Here is an 18001-nt window from a genome sequence, read left to right on the forward strand (position 1 = left end):
ACGACGAGTTCGTTGCGCTTGTTGATGCCGATGCGTCCCCCTTTGAGCGACGCGTCGACGCTCGGCGCACTCAAGCTCTCGAGTCTGGCGCGCGAATTGTTGGCTACGGATTGCAGCGAGGTACTCATGCTCATCGCGAAGCGTCTCCTTCGGTTATGTGCATGACGCCTGCCGGACTACATGTGTCGAGGCAAGCCGCAAACTCGGCGAATGCACGTGTGTTGTCGAATGTGAACCTCGTTTTTATAGGATCGGGCCTAGGCTGAATCCCAAGTTTCGCTCATCAGAATGGACGAAAGCTTCAGTCGAATGCAAAAACGGCAGGGCGATGGCCCTGCCGTTCTGTTGGCGGTCCCGTGCAGCGGTCACTGTCCGCTAGCTCTGCATGAGACGTTTCTCGCGCGCGACGCTCATGAGAATGCCGACGCCGAGTCCGAGCGTCACCAGTGCCGTGCCGCCGTAACTCATGAACGGCAGTGGTACGCCGACGACCGGCAGAATGCCGCTCACCATGCCCATGTTCACGAAGGCGTAGGTGAAGAAGATCATGGTGACCGCGCCGGCGAGCAGGCGCCCGAACAAGGTGGCTCCGCTCGCGGCAATCATCAGTCCGCGGGCGACGAGCAGCAGATACAGCAGGATCAGCACGCCCTCGCCGATCAGACCGAATTCCTCGGCGAATACCGCAAAGATGAAATCGGTGTGCTTTTCCGGGATGAACTCGAGGTGCGCCTGCGTGCCTTTGAGCCAGCCCTTGCCCGTGGCGCCCCCCGAGCCGATGGCGATCACCGACTGGATCGTGTGGAAGCCCTTGCCGAGCGGGTCGGAGGTCGGGTCGAGCAATGTGCACACACGGTGCTTTTGATAGTCGTGAAGGATGTGCCATTCCACGTCCGGCTGACAGATCTTGTCTTCGAGCGCGAGGATGGTGCCGATGCCGACGACGCCGGCAATCAGCACCGGCAGAATCAGCTTCCACGACAACCCGGCCAGATAGATCACGTAGAGGCCGGCGGCGGCCACGAGCAGGCCGGTGCCGAGGTCGGGCTGCTTCGCGATGAGCCCGACGGGCACGCCGAGCAACGCGAGAGCGGCCAGATAGTCGAACCAGCGGATATTGCCCTCGCGCTTCTGGAAGTACCACGCCAGCATCAGCGGCATGGCGATCTTCATGATTTCGGACGGCTGGATCACCATACCGACGTTGAGCCAGCGCTTCGCGCCCTTCTTCGTCAGACCGAACATCGCCACCGCAATGAGCAACGCCACGCCCGCCGTGTAGAGCGGTACTGCAAACTTCATCAGCGTTTGCGTGGGCAGCATCGCCAGCACCCACATCAGCATGAACGTGAGCACGATGTTGCGGATCTGGTCTTCCACGCGCCCCGGCACGTCGATGCTGGCGCTATAGAGCGTGACCAGTCCAACGCACAGCAGGAGGAAGACGATCAGCGCAAGCGGCTTGTCGAAGGCGGCGAACAGGCGCTTCACCTGTTCTTTCCACGTACGTTTGTCGAGCGCCATCATGGCGTTTCTCCTTGCGCGCCCTTGGCGTTGCGCGTTCCTTGCCCCTGGGCACGGATGGCGGCGCGATGACGCGCTTCGTCGGCGACGGTCGGGCTGATGGCCGGTTTGCCAGGCGGCGTTTGCGGTGCGGGCTTCGGCGCGTCGGCTGCGGCGGCTGGGGCCGATGCCTTGGCGGTCGGCGCACGCGAGGCGGGTGCCGCGGCCGCGCTTGCTGCCGAGCCGCCCGGGGCCACGCGCGATACCGTCGTCGAACCCGTCATGACGGCGCGGTCGAGTTCGGCGGCGCTGGCAGGCGGCGCATCCGGCGCCGCGGAAACCGACGAGGCCGCAACGGCGCCCGACGCCGCTGCCTGCAACGCAGCCGCCTCGGCGGCACGTTCCTTCGGCTCGGTGATGAGGTAGTAGTCCAGCAGACTGCGCGCCACCGGACCGGCCTGTGCGCCCCCCCAACCGGCGTTCTCGACGATCAGCGCGATCGCGATCTTGGGATCGTCCGCCGGTGCGAAGGCGATAAACAGCGCGTGGTCGCGCTTGAACTCCGGAATCGCGTTGTGGTTGTACTTCTCGTTCTTGCCGAGGGAGTACACCTGCGCCGTGCCAGTCTTGCCCCCTGCGTCGTATGGGGCGCCGGCAAAGGCCTGACGTCCCGTGCCTTCCTTGATCACACCAACCATTGCACGCTTGACGAAGTCGACGTCGGCCTGTTTGTAGGGCAGGCGCGCGCTTTCATGCGGCACGGTGAGCTGGCGCGAATGCGAGACCGGATCTTCGACGGCCTTCACGAGGTGAGGCTTCATCACCACGCCGTTGTTGGCGAGCGTGGCAGTGGCGTGCGCGAGTTGCAGGATCGTGAAGGAGTTATAACCCTGACCGATGCCCAGACTGATCGTCTCGCCGTCGTACCACTTCTGTTGCGCGGGCTTCTTGTAGGCCTTGCGCTTCCACTCGGTGGACGGCAGGATCCCGCGCGCTTCGCCTTCGATGTCGATCCCCGTCAACTGCCCGAAGCCGAGCGGGGCCATGAAGTCGTGGATGGCGTTCACGCCGAGGTCATGCGCGAGCATGTAGTAATACGTGTCGTTCGAGACCACGATCGAGCGATACATGTCGATCCAGCCCTGACCGTTACGCACGTCGTTGCGGAACGTGTGGTTGCCCAGCGTGAACGAGCCCGTGTCCTGAAAACCCCAGTTCGGTGTGCGTTTGCCGAGTTCGAGGGCGGCGAGGGCCATGAAAGGTTTATACGTCGAGCCGATCGGATAGGTGCCGCGCAACGGACGATTGAGCAGCGGCCGGTCGGGCGAGTTGTTCAGGGCGTCCCAGTTTTGCTGGTCGATGCCCTCGACGAACAGGTTCGGATCGAAGCTCGGCGCGGAGACGAAGGCGAGCACGTCGCCCGACTTCGGTTCGATGGCGACAACCGCGCCACGGCGTCCCGCGAAGGCCTGCTCGGCGACCTGCTGAAGCTTGATGTCGATGGACAGCACGAGGTTGTCGCCCGGCGTGGCCGGCGTGCGCGAGATCGTGCGCACCGGCCGCCCGCCCGCCGTCACTTCGATTTCCTCGAAACCGGTGATGCCGTGCAACTGCGTCTCGTAGCTTTGCTCGACACCGATCTTGCCAATGTAGTCGGTGCCCTTGTAATTGTTCGCGTCGCGGCGAATGTCGTACTTCGCGCTGTCGCTGTCGTTCTCTTCGCTCATCGCGTCGATACGCTGACGGTCGCGCTGCGAGATTCGGCCGATGTAGCCGATCACGTGAGCGGCCGTCTCACCGAGCGGATATTGCCGGAACAGGCGCGCGTGCACGTCCACGCCGGGAAAGCGGAAACGCTGTGCGGTGAAGCGCGCCACTTCCTCGTCGGTCAGTCGCGTGCGGATCGGCAGGCTCTCGAAGCTCTTGCTGTCGTCCATGAGCTTTTTGAAGCGGGCGCGGTCGCGCGGGGTGATTTCGATCACATCCGACAGATCCGTCACCAGGTCTTCGAGCGGGCGGCCAATCTTCGACGGCGTGATTTCCAGCGTGTAAGCGGAATAGTTGCGCGCCAGCACCACACCGTTGCGATCCATGATCACGCCGCGATTGGGCACGATGGGTGCGAGCGAGACGCGGTTTTCGTCGGCTTGCAGCGCGTACTGGTTGTGGCGGAAGACCTGGAGGTAGACGAAGCGTACTGCGAGCAAGCTAAAGCAGATCAGCACGAAAAGCGCGGCCGCCGTGACCCGCACGTGGAAGGTCTGCAGTTGTTGCTGGGGATTCTTGAACTCGGTCATGCTTGGCGGGGCTCGGCGGGACTCGTGAGTGCGATGTGACGGGCGGCGCCCGTCAGATCGGACGCGTATCGTCGCGGTCGACGGCGCGTTTCTGAGGCGCCAGCAGCAAAATGCTGATCACCGGCCACAGCACCGCTTCCACGAAGCTCGCAGCCAGCGGCCACCAGCCGGGGAACGCAGCGCCGGTCGCCAGACGGATGATGAACGGCACCACGTGCGCCAGCAGCAGCAGCGGCAGCACCGTAAGCGCTTGACCCAGCAATGTGAAGAACAGGACGCGGCGGTGAATCATGATCGCGCCATACGACAGCAGCGTATAGGCAAGGGCATGCTCGCCCAGCAGCCCGGCGTTGTGCACGTCCATGAGCAACCCGACGAGAAACGCTACGCCCATGCCGACCTTGCGTGGCTGGTGGATGTTCCAGAACATGAGCACCAGCGCGACGAAGTCGGGCATGGCGGGGGCATGCCCCCACGGCATCAGGTTCACCAGAAACGCCACCACGAGGCTGAGCGCGATGAAGTACGGATTGACCGGCAGCAGGATGTATTGCGGTCGTGACATGTGAATTCCTTAGTGACCCTTGCGGGCGCCCGGCGCGAGTTTCGGGTCTGCGCGCGTGCCGCCCTTCGGGGCGGGCTTGCCGCCGCTGGCGGACGGATCCGAGGCGCGCGCGAGATCGGCGGCGGCGTCCGGATGCAGCGGCAGCGGCGTGGTGTATTGCAACACCAGTACCTGACGCTGGCTGCGCAGGTTGGCCACCGGCTGACACAGAATGCGGGCGAACGCGGTGTCGGACACCCGGTCGACCTTGGTGATGCGCGCGACCGGCAGGCCGGCGGGGTAGACGCCGTCCAGCCCGCTGGTGGCGATCTCGTCGCCGACCTTGACGTCTGCCGAAAGCGGAATGAAACGCAGATCGAGCACGTCGCCGCGCAGCCCGCCGTAGATCACGCTGTGCACGCCGCTCCGGGTCACCTGCACCGGTACGGCCTGTTCCTTGTCGGTGAGCAGCGTCACCTCGCTTTGCATCAGGAAGACGCGCGAGACCTGACCGAGCAGGCCCTGCTCGGTGACTACCGGGGCACCGAGCTTGACGCCATGTTTCGTGCCGCGGTCGATCACGACACGCTGCGTGAACGGGTCGCGCGTGTCGTATTCGATTTCCGCGGGGATGCTCGGCACGGGCAGACGCTCGCGCAGGGCCAGCATCTGACGCAGGTGTTCGTTCTCGGCCACGAGTTGGTTGTTGCGCTGGGCCTGCACGGAGAGTTCGAGATTGCGCTCGCGAAGCTTGCCGTTCTCGGTGGTGAGCTGCGATTCGGTCGAGAAGAATCCCGCGACGCCCAGAATCGCGTCGCGCGGCAACAGCATCATGCGTTGCACGGGGTAGAGCGCGGTGCCGACGACGGTTCGCACCCGCTCCAGCGTGTTGTAGTGCGAGTCGACCACGAGCAGGCCGATGGCGAGCGCGACGAAACAGATCAGCCGGGCCAACGCCGACGGTCCCTGTTTGAACAGTGGCGGCGGACTGTACTGCATGGTGGGCCCTTCAGGGAAGCACGCGCAGCGAGACGCTGCGGTGCGCGAGTAGTGTCAGTCGGGCGCGACGCAGCGGCGTGACGCCTGACTCCGCGCGCGAGGTCTTGCTGCGTGGCCGGTCGTGCCGGGCGAGGGGGGGAAGGGATTGCCCCACCGCGCCGGACGACGAACCACGCACGTTGGCTTACTCGTAGGAGAAGATGCTGCCGAGCTTGTCCATGCGCTCGAGCGCCATGCCCGAGCCACGCACCACGCAGGTGAGCGGGTCTTCGGCGACGAGCACGGGCAGGCCGGTTTCTTCGGCGAGCAGACGGTCCAGATCGCGCAGCAACGCGCCACCGCCCGTGAGCATCATGCCGCGCTCGGCGATGTCGGCGCCCAGTTCCGGCGGCGTTTGTTCGAGTGCGATCTTCACCGAGGACACGATCTGGTTGAGCGGATCGGTCAGGGCTTCGAGGATTTCGTTGCTGGAGATGGTGAAGGCGCGCGGAATCCCTTCCGAGAGGTTGCGGCCCTTGACTTCCATTTCCTTGACTTCCGAGCCCGGGAAGGCCGAGCCGATTTCCTTCTTGATGGCTTCGGCGGTCTGTTCGCCGATCAGCATGCCGTAGTTGCGGCGGATGTAGTTGACGATCGCTTCGTCGAACTTGTCGCCGCCCACGCGCACCGAACCCTTGTAGACGATACCGCCCAGCGAGATCACGCCCACCTCGGTCGTGCCGCCGCCGATGTCGACGACCATCGAGCCCGTGGCTTCCGAGACCGGAAGCCCGGCGCCGATGGCAGCGGCCATCGGCTCTTCGATCAGATACACCTGCGAGGCGCCGGCGCCGTGCGCGGCTTCCTTGATGGCGCGACGCTCGACCTGGGTCGAACCGCACGGCACGCAGATGATGATGCGCGGCGAGGGCGAGAACAGGCGCGACTCGTGAGCCATCTTGATGAACTGCTTGATCATCTGCTCGGTCACGGTGAAGTCGGCGATCACGCCGTCCTTCATCGGACGAATGGCTTCGATGTTGCCCGGAACCTTGCCGAGCATCTGCTTGGCTTCCTTACCGACGGCTTGAATCGTCTTCTTGCCGCTCGGGCCGCCTTCCTGACGAATGGCGACAACCGAGGGTTCGTCGAGAACGACGCCCTTGCCGCGCATGTAGATCAGGGTGTTGGCCGTGCCCAGGTCGATGGCCAGGTCGTTGGAGAAATAGCTGCGAAGAAAACCGAACATGCAAAATCCTGTGTTTGCGTGAGGCCGCCCAATGAACTTGACTGGGACGGCTGCCTGTCGTCTGGGTTCCGGCCTGTTCGCAAAAAAATCGCCAGGCGCCACGCGGCGGCTCGCGAAACATGCGGACAAACCGAGGAATGCTGTACTGGGCAGGAGGCGGGGCTGCCGTCAAAAATCCGTCGCGTCAGGGTCTTCCAATGGACTGCGCGATCGTCTGTCGCGCCCCCCGGACTGGCCGTGGCCCACCTGCGCGACAGCGGCGGAGGGTGCAAAAACACGCTCCGACGCAAATTTAATGCGCAATGATACCTTATAATTTCGCAGGTTTTGCAGGAAAAACGAGCACGTTGACGCCACATTCGACCCCCGCGGCAGTTTCGCCCGGGAGCCTTGCGGCACGGCGTGTCAGCCCTCCTGCGCAGCGCGATGCACGGAGTCAAACAGAGGCCGGGTTCCGACTCGTTCGCAGAATCTCCGCATTCTGGCCCTAATTTTGGCGTCAGACATGCATTCAGCTGCTCTCCAATGCGCATTTTTTCGGGATTTCTTCATGGCTTTGAATCTCTCAGACGTCAAACGCATTGCCCATCTCGCGCGTCTCGAGCTGGCCGATGACGAGGCGGCACACATGGAAAAGGAGCTCAACGGCTTCTTCGCGCTCGTCGAACAGATGCAGTCGGTCGACACGACGGACGTCGCCCCGCTTGCGCACCCGATCGAACAAATTCAGAAAGTCGCTCAGCGTTTGCGCACCGATGTCGTGACCGAGTTCGTCGATCGCGATGCGAATCAGCGTCCGGCGCCCGCCGTCCAGGATGGTCTTTACCTGGTCCCGAAGGTCATCGAGTGAGGCCGGAGGCCGTCGCGCTGCGGGCTTCACTGCCGCTTGCCACCGCCGCTAGTCACTGTCGCTCCCTACCGACGCTCACACTGCCGCACACACACTGCCGCAAATTTACGCAGCTTTCATGCGCTACCCAGCACAGCAGCCATCATGGAACAAGATCTGATTCACTTGCAGGATTTGCGCGCCGCGCTCGACGCCAAGCGCGTCTCGAGCGTCGAGCTCACGCAGCACTATCTGGCGCGCATCGCCGCTGCCGCCGATCTGAACGCCTTCGTTCACGTCGACGCCGAAGCCAGTCTCACGCAGGCACGTGCGGCCGATGCCCGTATCGCCGCAGGGGATGGCGCGAACCAGCCGCTGCTGGGCATTCCCGTCGCACACAAGGACGTGTTCGTCACGCGCGGCTGGCACAGCACTGCCGGCTCGCGCATGCTCAAGGGCTATCAAAGCCCGTTCGACGCCGCGGTCGTGGAGCGTCTGTCGGACGCCGGCATGGTCACGCTGGGCAAGACCAACATGGACGAGTTCGCCATGGGGTCGTCCAACGAAAACTCCTACTACGGCCCGGTGAAGAACCCCTGGGACAAGCTCGCCGTGCCCGGCGGCTCCTCGGGCGGCTCGGCCGCGGCGGTGGCCGCACGTCTCGCGCCGGCCGCCACGGGCACCGACACCGGCGGTTCGATCCGCCAGCCGGCCGCATTTTGCGGCGTGACCGGCATCAAGCCGACGTACGGCCGCGTCTCGCGCTACGGCATGATCGCCTTCGCCTCGTCGCTCGACCAGGGCGGCCCGTTCGGGCACAGCGCCGCGGATTGTGCGTGGCTGCTTAATGGCATGGCCGGTTTCGACGCCCGCGATTCGACCAGTCTGGAACGTGCGGACGAAGACTTCGCCCGTGGACTGGGCAAGCCGCTCGATGGCGCGACGGCCGACAAGCCGCTCGCGGGTCTGCGCATCGGTCTGCCGGCCGAATACTTCGGTGAAGGGCTCGACGCCGACGTGCGCGCCTCCATCGACGACGCGCTGGCCGAATTCGAGAAGCTCGGCGCCGTGCGCGTGCCGGTATCGCTGCCGAAGACGGAGCTCTCGATTCCGGTGTACTACGTGCTCGCCCCGGCGGAAGCCTCGTCGAACCTGTCGCGTTTCGATGGCGTGCGCTTCGGCCATCGTGCCGACGAGTACCGCGATCTGCTAGACATGTACAAGAAGTCGCGCGCCGAAGGCTTTGGCACGGAGGTCAAGCGCCGCATTCTCGTGGGCACCTACGTGCTCTCGCACGGTTACTACGACGCCTACTACCTTCAGGCGCAGAAGATTCGCCGCCTGATCGCGCAGGACTTCCAGAACGCGTTCGCGCAGTGCGACGTCATCATGGGGCCGGTCGCCCCGTCGGTGGCGTGGAACCTGGGCGAGAAGAGCGCCGATCCGGTGCAGATGTATCTGGCCGACATCTACACGCTGTCGGTGAGCCTCGCGGGCCTGCCGGGCATGAGCCTGCCGGTCGGGCCGGGGCGTGACGCGCGCCCGGTCGGTCTGCAAATGATCGGCAACTACTTCGACGAAGCCCGCCTGCTGCAAGTGGCCGACGCGTTCCAGCGTGCGACCGACTGGCACAAGCGCGCCCCGGCTGGCGTCTGATCATGAGCGGCCCGCGTATGCAACACGACGACATGACATCTCTCGCCGCCGGTCCGATGATCGTCGCGCCGGCCGCGCGCGGGCTGTTCGCGCGTGGCCTGATGCTTGCGGCCATGGTGCTCACGCTCGCGTCGTGCTCGTTGCCGTTCTCGCGTCCCACGCCGATCGCCTATCGCGAAATCAATCTGTCGGGCTACTGCGCGCAGACCGACGAAGACGGTTTTCGCGAACAGGCAACGCTCAAGGTTCAGGGCAATCAGGTGCAGTCCCTCGACTGGCGTCTTTGGGTCGGCAATCGCGGCAGTTGCCATTTCAATCTGGCGGATTTTCACCAGACGCAGTGGCGCCCGAGCATCGAGCTGCGCGCCAACCGCGGCAGTTGCAAGCTGTTGATCTGGCAGGACCCGGGCAATGTGACCATCGGCCACGCGAACTGCGAGGCATATTGCACGCCGGGCGTCTACGAGACGGCGTGGCCAGTGAGCTTCGATCCGCAGTCGGGCATCTGCGCACGCGGCACGCGCCGGTGAGCGACGGTAGGTGCCAGTGAGTACCAGTAAGCGCCGATTAGCGGCGACGAACAGGAACAGGCCGGTCGCCTCCGGGGATGAACCCGGGGCCGACCGGCAGCAAAGGCAGGGCGACACGCGCCGTGCCCACAAGTTGAGACAAGGGTGAACCTTATGCAATGGGAAGTCGTTATTGGTCTGGAGACGCATGCACAGCTCTCCACCGCTTCCAAGATTTTCTCGGGCGCATCGACGCAGTTCGGCGCGGCTCCCAACACGCAGGCATGTCCGGTGGATCTGGCGTTGCCGGGCGTGCTGCCGGTGCTCAATCGCGGCGCGGTTGAGCGTGCCATCGAATTCGGTCTGGCCATCGGCGCGACGATTGCGCCGCGCAGCATCTTCGCGCGCAAGAATTACTTCTACCCGGACCTGCCCAAGGGCTATCAGATCAGCCAGTACGAAATCCCGGTGGTGCAGGGCGGCTCGCTGAAGATTCAGGTCGAAGCCGATGCCCGCACCGGTCGCGAAGCCTACGAAAAGGTGGTCACGCTCACGCGCGCTCACCTCGAAGAGGATGCAGGCAAGTCGCTTCACGAAGACTTTGCCGGCATGACCGGCATCGACCTGAACCGTGCCGGCACGCCGCTGCTGGAAATCGTGACGGAGCCGGAAATGCGCAGCGCGGCCGAAGCCGTGGCATACGCCAAGGCGCTTCATGGCCTGGTCGTCTGGCTCGGCATTTGTGACGGCAACATGCAGGAAGGCTCGTTCCGCTGCGACGCCAACGTGTCCGTGCGTCCGCTCGGCCAGAAGGAATTCGGCACGCGCGCCGAAATCAAGAACCTGAACTCGTTCCGCTTCCTTGAAGAGGCAATTCAGTACGAAGTGCGTCGTCAGATCGAACTGATCGAAGACGGCGGCACGGTGGTGCAGGAAACGCGTCTTTACGACCCGGACAAGAAGGAAACGCGTTCGATGCGCAGCAAGGAAGACGCGCACGACTACCGTTACTTCCCGGACCCGGACCTGATGCCGCTCGTGATCGACAGCGAATGGATCGAGCGCGTGCGCGCCGCGCTGCCGGAGCTGCCCGCAGGCATGCAGGCTCGCTTCGTCGAGTCGTATGGCTTGTCCGATTACGACGCCGCCGTGCTCACGCAGTCGAAGGCGCAAGCCGCGTACTTCGAAGCCGTGGTGGCGAAGGCCGGCAAGGCGAACGCCAAGCCCGCCGCGAACTGGATCATGGGCGAATTGTCGTCGATGCTCAATCGCGAAGACCTGAGCATCGACGCGAGCCCGGTGTCGAGCGCACAGCTTGCCGGTTTGCTCGCCCGTATCGCCGACAACACGATCTCGAACAAGATCGCCAAGGAAGTCTTCCAGCTGATGTGGGAGGCGCGTGCGACCGACGACGGCGCGGCCGATCGCCTCATCGAGGCGAAGGGGCTCAAGCAGATTACCGACACGGGCGCGATCGAGAAGATCATCGACGAAGTGCTGGCCGCCAATGCCAAGTCCGTCGAAGAGTTCCGCGCGGGCAAGGAAAAGGCGTTCAATGCGCTGGTCGGTCAGGCGATGAAGGCCACGAAGGGCAAGGCCAATCCGGCACAGGTCAACGAACTGCTCAAGAAGAAGCTGGGTGCCTGACGAAGGTCGATGACGCGTTACCGGCGGCAACAGACACCGGTAAAACGTGATGAACGAAGGGCGCGGTAGCCGAGATTCGGCGCCGCGCCTTTTGTTTTGCCCTTCGGGCATGGCGACGCGCCGATTCTCCTATTCGCCTATTGGCTTATCGTCCACCTGACTTCCCTTATGCCGGGACTTTTTTGGACCCCCCGCAAATTGCGCCATACTCCCAGCTAACTGAAACGGCAGGAGTTGGCGATGTTCGAGAAATACCGCGTACCGCTCGGCAAGAAGCTGGACCTGTCGGCCTTCGACCCGGCCGACAAACCCTTTTCCAGCGCGAACAAGGATGACGACAAGGTGCGTATGGCCGAGTTGGCGCTCAAGCTCGACGAGTTGCAGACGATTCTGCACGCCAACAGCAGGCACCGGGTCCTGCTCGTCCTTCAGGGCATGGACACGAGCGGCAAGGACGGAACCATCCGCGCGGTATTCCAGAACGTCGATCCGCTGGGGATTCGCGTCGCCAACTTCAAGTCGCCCACGCCGATCGAACTGGCGCGTGACTTTCTGTGGCGCGTTCACGCCGTGGTCCCCGCCGCCGGCGAGCTGACCATTTTCAACCGCAGTCATTACGAAGACGTGCTCATTACGCGCGTGCACGACTGGATCGATGCGGACGAGTGCAAGCGTCGCTATACGCACATCAACAACTTCGAACAACTGCTCATCGACAACAACACGCACATCATCAAGTGCTTTTTGCATATCTCGTCGGAGGAGCAGCGCAAGCGATTGCAGGAGCGCATCGACGACCCGAACAAGCATTGGAAATTCGAGCTGGGCGACCTCAAGGAACGCAGCTTCTGGCCGCAATACACAAAGGCCTACGAAGCCGCGTTATCGGCAACGTCGACGGAACATGCGCCGTGGTATATCGTGCCTTCCGACTCGAAACGTCACCGTAATCTGATGGTGGCAGAGTTGCTGGTGCACGTATTGAGCGAGCTGAAGCTGACTTATCCGCCGGCCCGGCCCGAATTGACGGGCATGAAGGTGGAATGACGCAGCGCAGCATGGGCAGTCGCAAGACAAAAAATGAAGCAGCGCAATGCTCTGAATAGCAGTGCGCGTACGCGATGGTTTTATCACTAGAAACAGACGCAACCGGACAGGCGGGGGCCTGACCGGCAAGAGGGCGTCGCATGGGGAAACGGGGAAGAAGATGAGTGACGAGAACGCCCGCCGGCCGTTGCCGGGGGAGGCGGCTGCCCGGGGGCAGGCGGGGACGGATAAGCCGGGTCAACCGGATAGGACAAGCAAGCCCGCGGCGCGGCGCTGGGGCGTCGGCCTGCTCGCAGTGGTGCTGGTGGCGGGTGGCGCGCTCTGGCTGCGCTCGCGCGGCGCGGAGAAGCCGGTCAAGACAGCCGTTGCGCCTTCGGTGACGGTCGCGACGGTCGAGGTGCGCGATGTGCCGGTGCGGCTCATCGCCAACGGCACGGTCACGGCACGCCAGACGATCGACGTTCGTCCGCAAATCTCCAGCACGATCCGTCAGGTCCACATCAAGGAAGGCGATTTCGTCAAAGCGGGACAGTTGCTGTTCTCGCTCGATGCCCGTATGGACGAGGCGAACCTCAAGAAGGTGCAGGCGCAACTCGCCAAGGACGAAGCCGATCTCGCCAACGCGCGTCGCTCGCTCGCGCGGACGCGGCAACTGATCGCGGAGCATTTCGTCTCGCAAAGCGCGCTCGATACGGCGCAAAGCAGCGTGGACAGCCTCACCGCGCAGGTTGCCGCCGATCGTGCCGCGATTGCCGCCAGTCAGGTGGCGGTCGACTACAACCAGATTCGCGCAGGCATCGACGGTCGCACCGGCGCGATCAACGTGCATCCGGGCAGTCTCGTGACGCCGGGCGGGGCGGCGCTCGTGAGCATCACGCAACTCGATCCGATCGACATCAGTTTCACGCTGCCTGAAGGCGCGCTGGCCGAACTTCAGGCCGCGCGTGCAGGTGGCCCCGTGTCGGTGACGGCCACGCTCGGCACCACGGGAGTGACGGCCACCGGTCAGCTCAGCTTCATCGATAACGCCGTGGATTCGCAGACGGGCACGATCCGTCTGAAAGCGGCCTACGACAATCGCGACGCGAAGCTGTGGCCCGGCATGTACCTGAACGTCGCCGTGATTGGCCGCGTACTCAGGCAGGCGAGCGTGGTGCCGCCGCAGGCGGTGCAAACCGGTCCGGACGGCAAGTTCGTCTATGTGATCGGCGAGGACGGCAAGGTGAGCGCCAAAGCGGTAAAGGTCGGCTATGTGGAAGCGAAGCTCGCCGTGGTCGACGGCGTGCCCGGCGGCACGAAGGTCGTGCAGGAGGGCGCGGAAAACCTGCGCCCGGGCAACAAGGTGACGGTCGTCGCGTCGCGCGAAGGTGGCGCCGCAGGCGCAGGGAAAGCGCCATGAACCTCTCGGAACTCTGCATCCGCCGCCCGGTCATGACGATTCTGCTGTGCGTGGCGGCGGTCGTGGCCGGGCTGATCGCGTACGGCCAGATCCCCATTTCCGCCCTGCCCAGCTACAACTCTCCGGTCATTCAGGTCACCGCCACGCTGCCCGGCGCCAGTCCGGAAACGATGGCGGCGTCGGTGGCGGCGCCGATGGAAAAGCAGTTCTCGACGATTGCGGGCGTCGCGGTCATCAGTTCGACCAACACGCAGGGCACCACCTCGATCATCATCGAATTCGACAGCGACCGCGATATCGACGCGGCGGCTGTCGACGTGCAGGCGGCACTGTTTCGCGCGCAGCGCAAGCTGCCGGTGGAGATGACCACGCCGCCGTCGTACCGCAAGGTCAATCCGGCCGACGCACCGATCCTGTTCCTCGCGATGAACTCGCCGTCGATGTCGCTGGCCGAACTCGACGACTATGCGGAAAACCTCGTCTCCCCCACGCTCTCCACGCTGCCCGGCGTGGCGCAGGTGCTCATCTTCGGACAGAAGCGTTTTGCGGTGCGGGTCAAGGCACGCCCCGACGCGCTGGCCGCGCGCAAGCTCACGCTCGACGACGTGGCGCGCGCACTGGCCTCGGCCAACGCCAACAGCCCCGTGGGCACGCTCGACGGCAGCCGTCAGACGCTGACCATCGAAGCCAACCGGCAGATGACGAAGGCCGAGCAGTTCGCCAATCTCATCATCGCCAGCGTGAACGGCAATCCGGTGTATCTGCGCGACGTGGCCGACGTGCAGGACAGCGTGGAATCGGTGAAGACGGGAAGCTGGGTCAACGGCGAGCGCTCGATCGTGCTCGCGGTGTTGCGCCAGCCCAATGCCAACACGGTGGCGACGGTCGATCAGGTCAAGGCGGCGCTGCCGCGTCTGGCCGAGCAAATGCCGCAGTCGATTCAGGTCAAGCTGCTCAACGACCGTTCCGTCTCGATCCGCGAGTCGATCGACGACGTGCAGTTCACACTCGCGCTCACAGTGATTCTCGTCACGCTGGTGATCTTCCTGTTCCTGCGCCGGCTGGCCGCCACACTCATTCCCGTGATGTCGCTGCCAGTGTCGCTCATCGGCACGGTGGCGCTGATGAAGGGCATGGGTTACTCCATCGACAACATTTCGCTGCTCGGCATTACGCTCGCGGTCGGTCTGGTCGTGGACGACGCCATCGTGATGCTGGAGAACATCGTGCGCCACATCGAGAACGGTGTGCCGCCGCTGCGTGCAGCCCTCGTCGGCTCGCGCGAGATGGGTTTCACGATTCTCTCGATTTCCATTTCGCTGGTGGCCGTGTTCATCCCCATCTTCTTCATGCCGGGGGTAATCGGGCTGATGTTTCACGAGTTCGCCGTGGTGGTGTCGCTGGCGATTCTCGTGTCGGCTGCCGTGTCGCTCACGCTGATTCCGATGCTGTGCAGCCGCTATCTCAAGCACGAACAGGACGAAGGGCTGGGGCTGCGGGCAACGCAGTGGTTCGAGGACGGCTTCGTGTGGGTGCAGAACGCCTATGTGCGCAGCGTCGACTGGTGTCTCGCACACCGCAAATGGGTGATGGGCGCGGCGGGCGCGACATTCATCGCGACCGGCGTGCTGTTCGCGACCATTCCGAAGGGTTTCTTCCCGAGCGAAGACATCGGGCAGGTACAGGTGACGGCCGAGGGCGCGCAGGACATTTCGTTCGCGGCCATGTCGGCACTGCTGCGGCAGGCGGGCGACATCATCCGCGCCAATCCTGCCGTCGAGACGGTCATCGTGTCGGCCAACGACAGCAATCAGGGGCGCATGTTCATCAACCTCAAGCCACATGGCGAACGTGCGCACATGAGCGAGGTGCTCGAAGCGTTGCGGCGCGATGTGAAACAGGTGCCGGGACTGAACGTGTACTTCAACCCGGTGCAGAACCTGCAACTGGGCGGCAAGCAAAGCAAGAGCCGCTATCAGTACGTGATGCAGAGCGTGAAGCCAGGCGAAATGCAGTCGTGGTCCGACCGGCTGATGAACCTGATGCGCGCCGATCCGATCTTTCGCGACGTGACGACCGACGCACAGATGAAGGGCCTGCAAGCGCAGCTCACGATCGATCGCGACAAGGCGAACACGCTGGGCGTGGCCATCGGCGATATTCGCAGTGCGCTTTACAGCGCGTTCGGGGAGCGCCAGGTCTCCACGATCTATACGCCGAGCGACAGCTATCAGGTGATTCTGCAAGCGGACGACAACGACCGTCGCGACGAAGGGGCGTTCGACAAGATCTATGTTCGCGGCAAGGGCGGTGCGCTGGTGCCGCTCTCGGCCGTTGCGACCGTCGAGCGCAGGATGGGGCCGGTGTCGGTGAACCATCAGGGCCAGTTGCAGGCCGTGACGCTGTCGTTCAACCTTGCGCCGGGCGCAGCGCTGGGCGACGCCTCGCAGAAGATCGTCGGCTTCCAGCAGCAGCTCGGCTTTCCGCCAAGCATCATCACGAGCTGGGGCGGCGACGCGGCGGCATTCCAGAAGTCTCAGTCGAGTCAGGTCGTGCTGCTCGTGGGCGCCTTGCTGGTGATCTATGTGCTGCTAGGGGTGCTCTATGAGAGCTACATTCACCCGCTCACGATTCTGGCGGGGCTGCCGTCGGCCGCCGTTGGCGCGCTGATCACCTTGCGCCTGTTCGGAATGGACCTGTCGCTCATCGCGGTGATCGGCATTCTGATGCTGATCGGTATCGTGAAGAAGAACGCCATCATGATGATCGACTTCGCGCTCGACGCGCAGCGAAACGGGGGCATGACACCGACACAGGCCATTCGTCAGGCGTGTGCGTTGCGCTTCCGTCCGATCATGATGACCACGCTCGCGGCGCTCATGGGCGCGTTGCCGATCGCGCTCGGACTCGGGGCCGGGGCGGAGTTGCGTCAGCCGCTCGGTCTGGCCGTGGTGGGCGGTCTGCTGTTCTCGCAGGTGATTACGCTCTACATCACGCCGGTCATCTATCTCTATCTCGATCGCTTCGCCGGTAACGGCCCGCTGGTGCTGCCCGGCGACAAGGCAGCGAACGATGGCGGCAGGGGCGCCGATGGCGCTCACGACGCGCACGATTCTCAAGGCGCACAGCGTGCCGAGCCCGTGGAGGGATTCACGGCCGGTCATGTGCATTGAGCAAGACGGTCGGCGTCGGTGAACCTGGTGTCGCCGACGCCACCGACGCCGTCCATGCTCCCGGCGTTGGCGCGCATCATGCGCGCATGCCGGGTGCGCGCCTTCGAATCTCGTCCGCACGACATGACGCGATCGCACATGTCACGCAAAACATCGAAAAAACCACACCACTTCGCTTGTGAAATGGCTGATTCCTAATCTTCGCGCACGCCGTCGAAGGCCCTTGTTTTGCGTTTAGTCGCATTCCTATTTTCACCTTGATGTAGCGGCCGACGTCCTGTTGGCCGGTCTCCCGCCCCCGTCTTGTTTTTCCTCGCATTTCGCGACGAATTTCGCGATTGTCGAGGCGCGTCCAGAGGTATCGGAAACGACACGCCAATGGGCGATTTCTTGCTTGCACCGAATGTCAATTTGCGAAAGACGCGTGCTGCACGCGACAACGCGGCGACGCAAATTCGGGCATAAATCGCCCCTGTCGTCACGAGCACGTCTCTCGGATCGTGGCGTCATTTCTTTCTATTCCTTCAAAAAAACCGGACTCAAAGATGAACGTACGCACAGACGCGAGCGCAATCGCGCAACTGAAGACCCTGTCGACGCAACCCCTGAACAAGCGTCGGCAGCGGGGGGTGACGCTGGTCGAACTCTCGGTCGCCGTCGCCGTCATGGGGCTGATCATGGCAGGGGCCATGGTCGGGGTACCCCGCCTGATGAACAGCGTGAAGCTGTCGCAGGAAATGAAGGACTGGCAGATGTCGGCATTGGCCGTGCAGAACGCCGTGGCCTCCGGCACGCTGACGCCGGCGACAACGCCCGACGTCATTCGCAACATGGCGATCGCCGAGCCGTTCAACCGTCCCGAAGGCGGCACGCAAATCCTGAATCGTTTTGGTGGCGCGATCACGATCACGCCGGTACCCGGGACCGGATATCCGTCCAGCGGCGTTTCCGTGACGTCGGTGGGTTACCCGAGTGCGCAGTGCGAAGAATTCGCCAGCAAGATGAACGGTCTTTTCTCGACGCTCACGATCAACAAGCAGGAAGTGAAGTCGGGAACGAAGATCGAACTCAACAAGATCAACGATTACTGCAAGTCCAACGGCAAGGACAACGTCACGCAGTCCGAAATCGAATTCACCATCGCCGGATGAGAGGCGTTCACGGGGATCT

General features: G+C 63.7%; 13 protein-coding genes. 8 read left to right on the forward strand and 5 right to left on the reverse strand.

What is annotated here, in order from left to right:
* Positions 1-375: 375 nt before the first annotated feature.
* From rodA to UC34_RS01075, 5 genes are all read right to left on the reverse strand, one after another.
* Complete coding sequence (gene rodA, locus UC34_RS01055) at positions 376-1524, reverse strand: rod shape-determining protein RodA (RefSeq protein ID WP_044457589.1); 1149 nt, start codon at positions 1522-1524, stop codon at positions 376-378.
* The gene (gene mrdA / locus UC34_RS01060; RefSeq protein ID WP_044453323.1) at positions 1524-3800 is read right to left on the reverse strand and encodes a penicillin-binding protein 2; all 2277 of its coding nucleotides are present in this window, start codon (positions 3798-3800) and stop codon (positions 1524-1526) included. The genes rodA and mrdA overlap by 1 nt, the downstream gene beginning before the upstream one ends.
* Before the next feature lie 52 nt (positions 3801-3852).
* Entirely contained in the window at positions 3853-4365 is a 513-nt protein-coding gene (gene mreD, locus UC34_RS01065; protein ID WP_044453324.1) for a rod shape-determining protein MreD, read from the reverse strand.
* Positions 4366-4374: 9 nt separating this feature from the next.
* Positions 4375-5343, reverse strand: a complete 969-nt coding sequence (gene mreC / locus UC34_RS01070; protein WP_044453325.1) for a rod shape-determining protein MreC — start codon at positions 5341-5343, stop codon at positions 4375-4377.
* A gap of 184 nt (positions 5344-5527) precedes the next feature.
* Positions 5528-6571 carry a rod shape-determining protein gene (locus tag UC34_RS01075; RefSeq protein ID WP_010805637.1) on the reverse strand — a complete coding sequence of 348 codons (1044 nt, stop codon included), beginning with the start codon at positions 6569-6571 and terminating at the stop codon, positions 5528-5530.
* Between the two features lie 550 nt (positions 6572-7121).
* Here UC34_RS01075 and gatC point away from each other — a divergent pair.
* The 8 genes from gatC (at position 7122) to UC34_RS01120 (ending at position 17982) form a co-directional block, all read left to right on the forward strand.
* The gene (gatC, locus tag UC34_RS01080; protein WP_044453326.1) at positions 7122-7421 is read left to right on the forward strand and encodes an Asp-tRNA(Asn)/Glu-tRNA(Gln) amidotransferase subunit GatC; all 300 of its coding nucleotides are present in this window, start codon (positions 7122-7124) and stop codon (positions 7419-7421) included.
* A gap of 144 nt (positions 7422-7565) precedes the next feature.
* On the forward strand, positions 7566-9056 hold the full coding sequence (gene gatA / locus UC34_RS01085; RefSeq protein WP_157122964.1) for an Asp-tRNA(Asn)/Glu-tRNA(Gln) amidotransferase subunit GatA: 1491 nt from the start codon (positions 7566-7568) through the stop codon (positions 9054-9056).
* 56 nt (positions 9057-9112) lie between these two features.
* Positions 9113-9586 (forward strand): hypothetical protein, encoded by a 474-nt coding sequence (locus UC34_RS01090; RefSeq protein ID WP_044457591.1) that lies wholly within the window; start codon positions 9113-9115, stop codon positions 9584-9586.
* 153 nt (positions 9587-9739) lie between these two features.
* Positions 9740-11212, forward strand: coding sequence for an Asp-tRNA(Asn)/Glu-tRNA(Gln) amidotransferase subunit GatB (gene gatB, locus UC34_RS01095; RefSeq protein WP_044453327.1), 1473 nt, complete (start codon positions 9740-9742; stop codon positions 11210-11212).
* A 240-nt stretch (positions 11213-11452) separates the two neighbouring features.
* Complete coding sequence (locus UC34_RS01100; protein ID WP_044453328.1) at positions 11453-12259, forward strand: polyphosphate kinase 2 family protein; 807 nt, start codon at positions 11453-11455, stop codon at positions 12257-12259.
* Between the two features lie 160 nt (positions 12260-12419).
* Complete coding sequence (locus UC34_RS01105) at positions 12420-13658, forward strand: efflux RND transporter periplasmic adaptor subunit (protein ID WP_084070281.1); 1239 nt, start codon at positions 12420-12422, stop codon at positions 13656-13658.
* Positions 13655-16831 (forward strand): efflux RND transporter permease subunit, encoded by a 3177-nt coding sequence (locus tag UC34_RS01110; RefSeq protein ID WP_084070283.1) that lies wholly within the window; start codon positions 13655-13657, stop codon positions 16829-16831. Before UC34_RS01105 ends, UC34_RS01110 begins: the two co-directional genes overlap by 4 nt.
* 545 nt (positions 16832-17376) lie before the next feature.
* Positions 17377-17982, forward strand: coding sequence for a pilus assembly FimT family protein (locus UC34_RS01120; RefSeq protein WP_044453331.1), 606 nt, complete (start codon positions 17377-17379; stop codon positions 17980-17982).
* Positions 17983-18001: the final 19 nt, after the last annotated feature.

The organism is Pandoraea vervacti, assembly GCF_000934605.2.
GTDB classification, from domain to species: Bacteria; Pseudomonadota; Gammaproteobacteria; order Burkholderiales; family Burkholderiaceae; genus Pandoraea; species Pandoraea vervacti.

Coding starts and splice junctions, on each gene's coding strand:
- rodA (WP_044457589.1), bottom strand. CDS start 1,524: ATGGCGCTCGACAAACGTACGTGGAAAGAACAGGTGAAGCGCCTGTTC.
- mrdA (WP_044453323.1), bottom strand. CDS start 3,800: ATGACCGAGTTCAAGAATCCCCAGCAACAACTGCAGACCTTCCACGTG.
- mreD (WP_044453324.1), bottom strand. CDS start 4,365: ATGTCACGACCGCAATACATCCTGCTGCCGGTCAATCCGTACTTCATC.
- mreC (WP_044453325.1), bottom strand. CDS start 5,343: ATGCAGTACAGTCCGCCGCCACTGTTCAAACAGGGACCGTCGGCGTTG.
- UC34_RS01075 (WP_010805637.1), bottom strand. CDS start 6,571: ATGTTCGGTTTTCTTCGCAGCTATTTCTCCAACGACCTGGCCATCGAC.
- gatC (WP_044453326.1), top strand. CDS start 7,122: ATGGCTTTGAATCTCTCAGACGTCAAACGCATTGCCCATCTCGCGCGT.
- gatA (WP_157122964.1), top strand. CDS start 7,566: ATGGAACAAGATCTGATTCACTTGCAGGATTTGCGCGCCGCGCTCGAC.
- UC34_RS01090 (WP_044457591.1), top strand. CDS start 9,113: ATGATCGTCGCGCCGGCCGCGCGCGGGCTGTTCGCGCGTGGCCTGATG.
- gatB (WP_044453327.1), top strand. CDS start 9,740: ATGCAATGGGAAGTCGTTATTGGTCTGGAGACGCATGCACAGCTCTCC.
- UC34_RS01100 (WP_044453328.1), top strand. CDS start 11,453: ATGTTCGAGAAATACCGCGTACCGCTCGGCAAGAAGCTGGACCTGTCG.
- UC34_RS01105 (WP_084070281.1), top strand. CDS start 12,420: ATGAGTGACGAGAACGCCCGCCGGCCGTTGCCGGGGGAGGCGGCTGCC.
- UC34_RS01110 (WP_084070283.1), top strand. CDS start 13,655: ATGAACCTCTCGGAACTCTGCATCCGCCGCCCGGTCATGACGATTCTG.
- UC34_RS01120 (WP_044453331.1), top strand. CDS start 17,377: ATGAACGTACGCACAGACGCGAGCGCAATCGCGCAACTGAAGACCCTG.